Origin of the sequence: Mesorhizobium sp. M7A.F.Ca.US.005.03.2.1, assembly GCF_003997795.1 — a bacterium.
Classification (GTDB): Bacteria; Pseudomonadota; Alphaproteobacteria; order Rhizobiales; family Rhizobiaceae; genus Mesorhizobium; species Mesorhizobium ciceri.
On the sequence record NZ_RZRP01000169.1, the window covers coordinates 1 to 9182 of the forward strand.

The 9182-nt window shown below is 63.4% G+C and carries 11 protein-coding genes; 6 read left to right on the forward strand and 5 right to left on the reverse strand.

Annotated elements, in window-relative coordinates; all coding sequences use genetic code 11:
• A partial coding sequence (locus EN991_RS12155; protein ID WP_206519197.1) for a VOC family protein occupies nt 1-208 on the forward strand: 208 nt, incomplete at its 5' end.
• A 20-nt stretch (nt 209-228) separates the two neighbouring features.
• Here EN991_RS12155 and EN991_RS12160 read toward each other — a convergent pair.
• Both EN991_RS12160 and EN991_RS12165 read right to left on the reverse strand, forming a co-directional pair.
• Nucleotides 229-1230 carry an NADP-dependent oxidoreductase gene (locus EN991_RS12160; protein ID WP_127368835.1) on the reverse strand — a complete coding sequence of 334 codons (1002 nt, stop codon included), beginning with the start codon at nt 1228-1230 and terminating at the stop codon, nt 229-231.
• 65 nt (nt 1231-1295) lie between these two features.
• On the reverse strand, nt 1296-2111 hold the full coding sequence (locus tag EN991_RS12165; RefSeq protein ID WP_127368836.1) for an oxidoreductase: 816 nt from the start codon (nt 2109-2111) through the stop codon (nt 1296-1298).
• 103 nt (nt 2112-2214) lie between these two features.
• Here EN991_RS12165 and EN991_RS12170 point away from each other — a divergent pair, with 103 nt between their 5' ends.
• On the forward strand, nt 2215-2784 hold the full coding sequence (locus tag EN991_RS12170; protein ID WP_013530512.1) for a TetR/AcrR family transcriptional regulator: 570 nt from the start codon (nt 2215-2217) through the stop codon (nt 2782-2784).
• A 118-nt stretch (nt 2785-2902) separates the two neighbouring features.
• On the opposite strand, the gene EN991_RS12175 is transcribed toward EN991_RS12170, so the two are convergent.
• From EN991_RS12175 to EN991_RS12185, 3 genes are all read right to left on the reverse strand, one after another.
• Nucleotides 2903-3772, reverse strand: a complete 870-nt coding sequence (locus EN991_RS12175; RefSeq protein ID WP_245460951.1) for a sigma-70 family RNA polymerase sigma factor — start codon at nt 3770-3772, stop codon at nt 2903-2905.
• A gap of 62 nt (nt 3773-3834) precedes the next feature.
• The gene (locus tag EN991_RS12180; protein WP_063168676.1) at nt 3835-4593 is read right to left on the reverse strand and encodes an SDR family oxidoreductase; all 759 of its coding nucleotides are present in this window, start codon (nt 4591-4593) and stop codon (nt 3835-3837) included.
• A gap of 245 nt (nt 4594-4838) precedes the next feature.
• The gene (locus EN991_RS12185; RefSeq protein ID WP_013530509.1) at nt 4839-5036 is read right to left on the reverse strand and encodes a hypothetical protein; all 198 of its coding nucleotides are present in this window, start codon (nt 5034-5036) and stop codon (nt 4839-4841) included.
• A gap of 766 nt (nt 5037-5802) precedes the next feature.
• Here EN991_RS12185 and EN991_RS12195 point away from each other — a divergent pair.
• The 4 genes from EN991_RS12195 to EN991_RS12210 form a co-directional block, all read left to right on the forward strand.
• Complete coding sequence (locus tag EN991_RS12195) at nt 5803-6807, forward strand: substrate-binding domain-containing protein (RefSeq protein ID WP_013530507.1); 1005 nt, start codon at nt 5803-5805, stop codon at nt 6805-6807.
• Nucleotides 6804-7805, forward strand: coding sequence for an ABC transporter permease (locus EN991_RS12200; RefSeq protein ID WP_127368837.1), 1002 nt, complete (start codon nt 6804-6806; stop codon nt 7803-7805). Before EN991_RS12195 ends, EN991_RS12200 begins: the two co-directional genes overlap by 4 nt.
• The gene (locus EN991_RS12205) at nt 7802-8566 is read left to right on the forward strand and encodes an ATP-binding cassette domain-containing protein (RefSeq protein WP_127368838.1); all 765 of its coding nucleotides are present in this window, start codon (nt 7802-7804) and stop codon (nt 8564-8566) included. Before EN991_RS12200 ends, EN991_RS12205 begins: the two co-directional genes overlap by 4 nt.
• Nucleotides 8567-8605: 39 nt before the next feature.
• Nucleotides 8606-9182, forward strand: a 577-nt coding sequence (locus EN991_RS12210) for a Gfo/Idh/MocA family oxidoreductase (protein ID WP_164769001.1), incomplete at its 3' end; no start/stop codon positions are given.

Below are 9182 nucleotides of genomic sequence, written 5' to 3' on the forward strand. Positions count from 1 at the left end.
CTACTGGAATGCCATCGTCGGCAATGGCGGCCAGGAGAGCGTGTGCGGCTGGTGCAAGGACAAATGGGGCGTGTCCTGGCAAATCACGCCGCGCACGCTGACCGAGGCCATGGCGGCCGGCGGCGAGGAAGCCAAACGCGCCTTTGATGCGATGATGGAGATGACGAAGATCGACGTCGCGGCGATCGACGCAGCCCGGCGCGGCTGACCTCGATCGCGGCTGAGTTGCTATCTGACCTTGATGACGACCTTGCCCTTGGCGCGTCCTGTTTCGACATAGGCCAGCGCCTCATTGGTCGCCTCGAAGGGAAATATCCGGTCGACGACCGGGCGGATCGCGCCGGATTCGATGAGCGATGCGATCTTGCTCAGCTGCTCGCCCTGCGCCCACATGAAAAGGAACGAGAACGTCACGCCACGGCGCTTGGCTTTCGCTCGAATACCGCGGCTCAGCAGGCGAAGCACCAGCCTCAGCACCACGTTCAGTCCCTTCTCCCTGGCGAAGTCGGGATCCGGTGGGCCGGAGATGGAGATGAGCTTGCCACCCGGTTTCAGCACATTCAGTGATTTTTCAAGTGTCTTGGCGTCCTGGCTGTTCAAGACGACGTCGTAGCCCGAAAGGACTTTCTCGAAATCGTCTTTCCTGTAGTCGACGACGATATCGGCGCCGAGCCCCTTGACCAGACCGGCACTCGCCGCGCTGGCGGTGGTCGCAATGGTCGCGCCGAGATGCTTTGCCAGTTGGATGGCGAATGTCCCCACGCCGCCGGAACCAGCTTGAATGAAGACCTTCTGTCCCTTCTTCAGCTTGGCCCTTTCGACGAGCGCCTGCCAGGCGGTCAGGCCGACCAGCGGGATCGAGGCCGCCTCCTCCATGCTGAGGTTCCCGGGTTTCAGGGCCACGTCGGCTTCATCCATGGCTATGAACTCGGCGAACGTTCCGATCCGGCCATCGCGCGGCCGCGCATAGACGTCGTCGCCGAGTTTGAATTTGCGGACTTTCGATCCCACGCGCACAACCCTCCCGGCCACGTCGTGACCCAGGATGAAGGGCCGGCGATAGGGCAGGATCAGCTTGAACTCTCCGGTTTTGACCTTGGAATCGAGCAGGTTCACCGCCGCTGCGTGGACCTCGACCAGGACATCGCTGTCCCCGAGTTTCGGCTCCGGCATTTCGGCTAGCCGCAGAGTGCCGTTCTTGCTGTACTTGTCGACGACGAATGCCTTCATGGCAGTGACTTTCTGAGAGTGATTTTGGTGTGTCGCATGTGCGTGAAATCCTCTGCTCGCTGCGTTCAAACGGGCAGGCGGAATTGTTTCCGCAGGCTCTTGTCGAATATCCCAGCGGGAGCAAAGCGACGCAGCAGGCTGACCTGGCGCGCAGCCTTGCCGGCGGTGTAGCGCCGTTGCGGACGGGCATCGGTCGCTGCCTTGACGACCACTTGCGCCACCACTTCCGGCCGGTCGGCGACAGGCATCACGTCGCGAAGCAGCGCTTCCAGCGTAGCTCGGGCTTGATCGTATTCCTGCAACGGCGAATCCGGCTGGATCCCGTTCTGGTCGAAGACAGTACGAACGAATGCCGGCTCGATGACCGAAACGCGGATATTGAAGGCGCGAACCTCGTGGTCGAGCGATTCCGAATAGCCCTCAAGCGCGTGCTTGACCGCCGAATAATGCGCTGAATACGGCGCCGGCACCAGTCCCAGCACAGAGCCGATATTGATGATGTGCCCCTCGCCACGCTGCCGCATCGACGGCAGCACCGCATTGGTCATGCGGATGACGCCGAACAGATTGACGTCGAACAGAGCCTGCACCTGGGCAATCGAGAATTCCTCGGCGCCTCCAAGCTGGCCGACCCCGGCATTATTGACCAAGAGGTCGATCCGGCCGGTCTGCGAGAGCACCGTCGAAACGAGTGCGGCAACGGCCTCACTGTCGGTCACGTCGCAGATCAGCATGGTCACCCCGTCCGGATCGTTGCCGGCCTTGCGCCGGCTGGTTCCGAAGACGGTGAACCCGGCCCGCGCAAGGGCTTCGGCACTGGCGCGGCCGATGCCCGAAGAGGCTCCGGTCACAACAGCGGTTTTTCCGGCATTCGTTTTCATTTCGTGCTCCAAACTCATGGGGGCTAGCTTTTTTGCATCTGTTAAATTACAGTCGTAATATCAGATTATGATCATAATGCAATAGCAGAAAGGAATAGCAGCCATGCGCTACGAAAAGGGCAGGAAGGACGCCTCGCGCGGCCGGATCCTGGAGGTCGCCGCGGAACGCTTTCGGAAAAACGGCATAGCGGCGTCCGGACTGGCAACCATCATGGGCGACGCCGGGCTGACGAACGGGGCTTTCTATCCCCACTTTCAATCAAAGGCGGCGCTTGTCCGTGAAACGGTCGCTGCAGCTCTCGAGGATCAGTCCGACGAGATACGGCAAGCATTGGCCTCCGGCGGCTTGGCAATGGCCATAGACACATATCTGTCGGCGGCGCATCGGGATAACCCCGGGAAGGGCTGCGCCTCTGCCGCCTTGCTGGCGGAAATCGCCCGTGAGCCACCCGAAACGCGTCAGCTTTATACCGAGCGTTTGCTGACCCAGGTGCACCAGGTGTCGGTAGAGCTGCCGCCGCAAACTCCTGATCCGGAGGGCGTTGCGTTCGCTATCTTTGCGACCCTCATTGGCACGCTTCAGCTGGCCCGTGCCGTGGAGGGAACGGAATTGTCGGATCGTATCCTTGCGGCAGGGAAAGCTGCGGCGCGCGCGCTGATCGAGCAGAGTTAAGGGCGTACCACGCGTGGGCACGTCAAAGTTATTCTCATGCGGTGTGACGCCCAGCCCCGCATCGGCCCCTTGGCAGGAACAGCACCGCCCGTATGATGGTCAGATGCGCGCCCGCTCTTCAGTGCCCGGTGCCGCGACCGAAGGACCTGGCGTCCTTGGCCAGCACCAGCTCGGCATCGTCGGTAACATAGCTGACATAGCGATAGTCGCGGATGAAGCTGATCTGACCTTCTCGCCACTCCAGCCACATGAAATGACGCGGTTTCTGGTCGGCATGGCTTTCGAACACAGCGATCACCTCGCGGCCGTCGAGCCAGGCCGGCGTCAGCCACACGCGGTCGCTTTTGGCGTAGATCGTGAAGAACACGCCGACATCCGCCGCACCCGAGCGCGGCGCATGCAGGGACTGATGAAGCCTGACGTCGTCGGCAAGCAGGGCGCGCAAGCCGTCCCAATCCCGCTGGTTGAACAGGGTCGCATAACGGACCACGGCGGCCGACGCGATACGCGCATCGGGAGCCGAACTGGCCTGCGCACTGACTTCCCTAAGCCGGGCGCGGCCGCGCGCCAAGTGCCCTTTCACCGCATCGACCGTGATGCCGAGCAAAGCAGCGATCTCGGCCAGCGGCTCGTCGAGCACATCTCTGAGGATGACGACGCTGCGCTGGAGCAGCGGAAGCTCCGCGAAGCGCGACACTGCGGTCTGTATAGCTTGCCTGCGCATCAGCGTCTCCACCGGGTCGGCTTTGGTGTCGTCGGCAATTTCAAGCGCCGCCTCGATAGGCTCCGCCGCGCGGATCGCGCGGCTGCGCAGCAGGTCAAGCGCACGGTTGTGGGCGACGCGGAACAGCCAGGGCCTGAGCTGCGGCACCTCGCCCAGCTCATTCAGCGCAACGAAGGCCCGCGCAAACGTGTCCTGCACGACATCCTCGCCGTCGATGACCGAGCCCATCAGGCGCGCGCAATAGCGGTGCAGCTCTGGCCGCATCGCGGCGGCAAGGGCAAGCAGCCCTTCCCGTCGGTCGCGGTCCACGGCAGGATCTCGTTCGCTCAAGCCGCAGCCCCCTCCATCACGGTTACGCCCGCGTCGCCATTGAGGCCGAAGACGATGCCCTCCGCATATTGCGGGTCTTCCAGCACGGAAACCACCCTGTCGCCGAAGGTCCGGGGCGGCATCGGCGCACCGAAGCGGGTGACGAATTGTTCGGGCGTGATGCCCATGGATCCGGAATAGGCGCCGGCCGCCGCATCGCCTGTTCCGGTGCCGAGGATCATCTGCCGCGGCACGATCGCCTGAAAGCGGATGCCGAGCTTCTTCTCCAGCGAAACGCCATTGGCGTACTTCGCCATGAACCACAGCATGCGCTTGGCGCCGCCATAGCCCCCCGACAACTGCGACCCGGTGACGGCGGCACCGCTCGATCCCACCAGAACACGGCTGCCCGGCTTGAGCGGCAGGTTGAGCGCCGCCTGCAGCCAGTATAGCCCGGCCTTGACGTCGGTTTCCCAGGCGATTGAAAAATCTTCCCAGCTCAGTTGGTCCAACCGGCCCATCCGGGGCGTGGCACCAGCATTCAGGACCACGACGTCAGGACGAACCTCGCTAAGAATGCGATAGGCCGCGCCCTCCTCCGCAACGTCGGCGCGGATAGTGGCGACCCCAAGCCGCGCACCGACCGCATCCAGCGCCTCGACGCCACGGGCAACGACGGTCACGCTGGCGCCCTGTTCGACCAGCGCCTCGACCAATCCGAGGCCAAGCCCACGGCTGCCACCGGTGACCACGATTTCTTTATTCCTGAGGCTCATCGACCCTGCTCCTTAGCTTCACTGTAGCTAAGACGTTTGAGGGTCGGAAAAAGAGCCAAGGTTTGGCGAGGCGCGCTGTCGCGGCGACGATCCGCGACATGCCGGCAATACTGGCGATCGGGCGGAAAGCTGCCTGTCCGCTTTCGGCCTAAAATGCGATGCCCGATATTGGACGCAGTAAGGTTAGAGGCTGCCGGCGATGAAAGCGCTGCCGGTCCATGCTGCGGCATCCCAGCCGGATATGTTCAGAAGTCGAGAGCGACCATCATGCCGCGGACTTCGGCCATTTCCAGCAGCAGGTCTTGGAGTCTTTCGTCCAGTGCGGCACCGGTCAGCGCCAGAAGCTCGGTGACGCTCTCTCTCATCGATATGACGGCGGCGCCTGTCTTCTCGGCGAGCAGCCGTCCGATGGCAGCTCGGATCAGGTCGTCCTGATCAGACATTGCTTCACCTCCCAACGCACTGCAACCTCCCCTTGCTTTCCATGCCTCACCGCCGCTTTCGACAACAGGGCGTGATTTCCCATACCGTATGATTTTTGATGCGACATCGGGCAGCTTTGCTCATGCCAGCAGATCGTCTCGATGAGCCCGCCAGTCGTTCAACACCGACAATGAGGGCAGGAGCGAAAAATGGCCGGGCTGGACCGTTTCAACCGCTGCAAGCAGTGCCAGAGGCACTTCGTGCCGATAAAGCCCAATGCACACGCCCCCTTTTGGCCGTTGCCGGCAATTCCGTGACGGTGTCGAAAATCGAAAACGTACCCGTTGGCTCTTCCACGATTTCGAAACGCCCCACCCCAAACCTCCCTCTGCACAAAAGTAGCGACCAACGCGGACATCCCCCTAGTGGTTCCCTAGGCTGGCAGTTTTTTTCGCGCCTTGGTTGTAGCGCATGCCGGCAGGACAGTCATGCCCGCAGGGCGCGCAATCAAAAATCGCTACGCACATTTTAAATCTTGACGCGTGTCAATTTTTTATAAAACATGCGCAAATGCCGGCATGGCATCGGCCGGCGCTCTGGGAGGAGCAATGCCTGACATCGAAAAGCGCCCGAACCGGGGCTGCAGTCCGCACATCCGCAGGCTGGCAGCAGTCCGTTGGCGGATCGTCGCGCCAGGGGCCGGGGTCGCTTGCGCGCCGTCGGACATTGCAGTCGCCGGACGGCGACATTGATGCAGCCCATAAACAATCAGGAGGAGGAAAAACCATGCGCATGTTCAATTGCCTGAAACTCGGCACGAGCCTGCTTGGCGCCGGCATGCTTGCAACCATCGTCTCGGCACCCGCCCAGGCCGAGGATACGGCGAAAGTCGCGGCCATCGTCAAAGGCCTCGACAATCCATTCTTCCAGACCATGCAGAAGGGCATCGAGGAGCAGGCCAAGGCCAACGGCGTCAGTGTCAGCGTCCAGGCCGCCGCCAACATGGGTGACGCCACCGGCCAGGCCGACCGCCTGACCGCCATGGCCATGCAGGATTTCGATTGCTACCTGGTCAACCCGATCAGCGTCTCCAACCTCGTCCAGGCGCTGGTGCCGGTCGCCCAAAAGAAGAAGCCGATCGTCAACATCGACTCGACCATCGACCCCGAGCAGGCCAAGGCCGCCGGCTTTGCCGTCTCGACCTATATCGGCACCGACAACGTCGCCGCAGGCGTGCTGGCCGGCGAAGAGATGCTGAAGCTGGTGCCTAAGGGTTCCAAGGTCGCGCTGGTCGCCGGCATCGTCGGCGATGTCGGCTCCAACGCCCGCATCAAGGGCTTCAGGCAGGCCGTCGAAGGCAAGCTCGAAATCGTGGTGATGGTCAGCGCTGACTGGGATCGCGAAAAGGCGTTGACCGCCGCCACCGATATCCTCGCCGCCCATCCGGACCTCGCCGGCTTCTTCGCCGCCAACGACATCATGGCCCTTGGCGTCGAGCGCGCCGTGCGGACGTCGGGCAAGGACGTCAAGGTGATCGGCCTAGACGGCATTGTCGATGCGCTGAAGTCGATCGCATCAGGCGAACTCACCGCCACCGTCGCCCAATACCCCTATGTCGTCGGCGCCATGGGCGTCGAAGCCTGTGCGGTCGCGGCCAAGGGCAAGGAACTGCCGGCCAACGTGCCGGCACCTGTGCTGTTGATCAACAAGGACAATGCCGAAGCGTCGCTAAAGAATTTTCCGCGTCCCGGCGGCGACTATCCCGATCCCTTCCGCGAGATGCTGAAGTGAGCACACCTGCAGACAACGCGCCCGCCGCCGATTCGGCGGGTGCGGAGGAGAGCCGTCCCTCCCTGGCGGCTCTCCTCCTCGATCCCTCCTTCTGGGCCGACTGGGCATCCGTCGTCGGCCTGGTCGGCCTCGTCATCGTCTTCGGCATCGCCCAGCCGGTCTTTCTCAGCGTCGCCAATCTGCAGGCGCTGCTGCTGGCGGCTGCGATCCTGGTCGTGCTGTCGATCGGCCAGACCTTCGTCATCGCCACCTCGGGCATCGATCTGTCGTTGGCGGCAGCCGTCATGCTCGGCGCCATCATCCTCGGCCTCGTCAATGCCGCCGGCCACGGCATCTTCATCGCCTGCGTGCTCGCGATTCTCGCCACCAGCGCGGTGGGCTTCCTCAACGGGCTGATCATCACAGCAGGCAAAATCCCCGATTTCGTGGTGACGCTCGGCACGCTGTCGGGCATCACTGGCCTTGGCCTCATCCTGTCGGGCGGTGAACCGACCATGGTCGGCTCGACCTTCCTGCTCAGGCTCGCTTCCGGCTCGTTCGGACCGTTCGGCTATCCCGTATGGGTGGCGATCGCAGCCGTCATCGTCGCCCATATCGCGCTCTACCACACGCGCTTCGGCGTGCATCTGCTGGCCACCGGGGGCCAGGCCGAAAGTGCCGGCGCGCTCGGCATCCGCACCAACCGGGTCAAGATCGCCGCCTATACGATTTCCGGTCTCTGCGCCGGCATCGCGGCCATTCTCCTGGTCGCCCGCATCGGCTCGGCCGAACCGCAGATCAACACCAGCCTGCTCTTGAATTCGGTGGCGGCGGTGGTGCTGGGCGGCGTCAGCCTGTTCGGCGGCCGCGCCAGCATTCTTGGGCCCGCCATCGGCGCGCTGATGCTCACGGCACTCGTCAATGGCCTGACCTTGCTCAATGTGTCGGCTTTCTACCAACCGCTTGCCGTGGGAGCCATCGTGGTGCTGGCGGCGCTGATCATGCGGTATCAGAAATGAGCGCTCCCCATCACATCCCCGCCGCTGAGGCGATCATCGCCTGCGAAGGGCTGAGCAAGCATTTCGGCGGCATCCGCGCCTTCACCGACGTCGCCTTCCAGGCCCGCCGCGGCGAGGTCACCGCCGTGATCGGCGACAATGGCGCCGGCAAGTCGACGCTGGTCCGCAGCCTGGTCGGCGTGCATCAGCCCGACGCCGGCAATCTGTTCTTCGACGGCCGGGCGCGGCCCTTCGCCAATCCCGACGAGGCGCGCAAGGCCGGCATCGAGACCGTGCACCAGAACCTGGCGCTGATCGACGAACTGACGGTCGCACAGAACCTGTTCCTCAACCGCGAGATCGTGCGCCGCATCGGTCCCTTCGCTTTCCTCGACCGCAAGGCGATGAAACGCGAGGCCCGTTCCATGCTGTCGCGCCTGTCGATCAACGTGCCGTCGATCAACCAGCGTGTGCGGCGCCTGTCGGGCGGCCAGCGGCAGGCGATCTCGATCTGCCGCGCTGTCGGCTCCGGCGCCAAGCTGGTGGTGATGGACGAACCGACGGCAGCGCTTGGCGTGCAGGAGACGGCCAATGTCGAGGCGCTGATCCGGCGCCTGCGCGAGCAGTCGGTCTCAGTCATCCTGGTCAGCCACAATTTCGATCAGGTCCGCCGCCTGTCCGACCAGATCTGGGTGATGCGGGCGGGAAAGATGGCGGCGACTGTGCGCGCCTCGGAGACATCAGGCAACGAGCTCGTCGCGCTGGTCACCGGCGCGGCATAGTCCTGCAGCATCAGACTTGAAATCAAAGGGAGTTTGCCGGTGGCACCAATTCGTGTCGGACTTATAGGTCTTGGAGAGGTCGCCCAGTCGATCCATCTGCCGGTGCTGAGCGATCAGCGCGAGCGCTGGGTGATCGCGGGCGTGTACGACGTGTCGCCCAGCCTGGTGGCGCTGTGCACCTCGCAACACCCGACGGCAAGAACCTTCGAGACGGCCGAGGCGCTAATAGCGTCACCCGACATCGACGCGGTGTTCGTGCTGTCATCCGACGACACCCACAGCCGCTTCGTGCACGCGGCGATTGCTGCCAACAAACATATCCTGCTGGAAAAGCCTGCCTGTCTGACGGTGCGCGAGATCGACGATCTGCTGGCGCTGATGCCGAGTTACGACAAGACCCTGTTCGTCGGCTATATGCGCCGCTACGCGCCGGCCTATCTGGCCGCCAGGGACGAGCTGCCGGCCTTCGCCGACATCACCCATGTCCGCATCTTCGACCTGATCTCGGAGGGCCGGCATTTCCTCAAGAAGAGCCAGAACGTCCTCTATCCCAACGACATAGACCCGGCCCTGCTGGCGCGTGGCGCCAAGGAGCGCGACGCGCTGATCCGCGAAG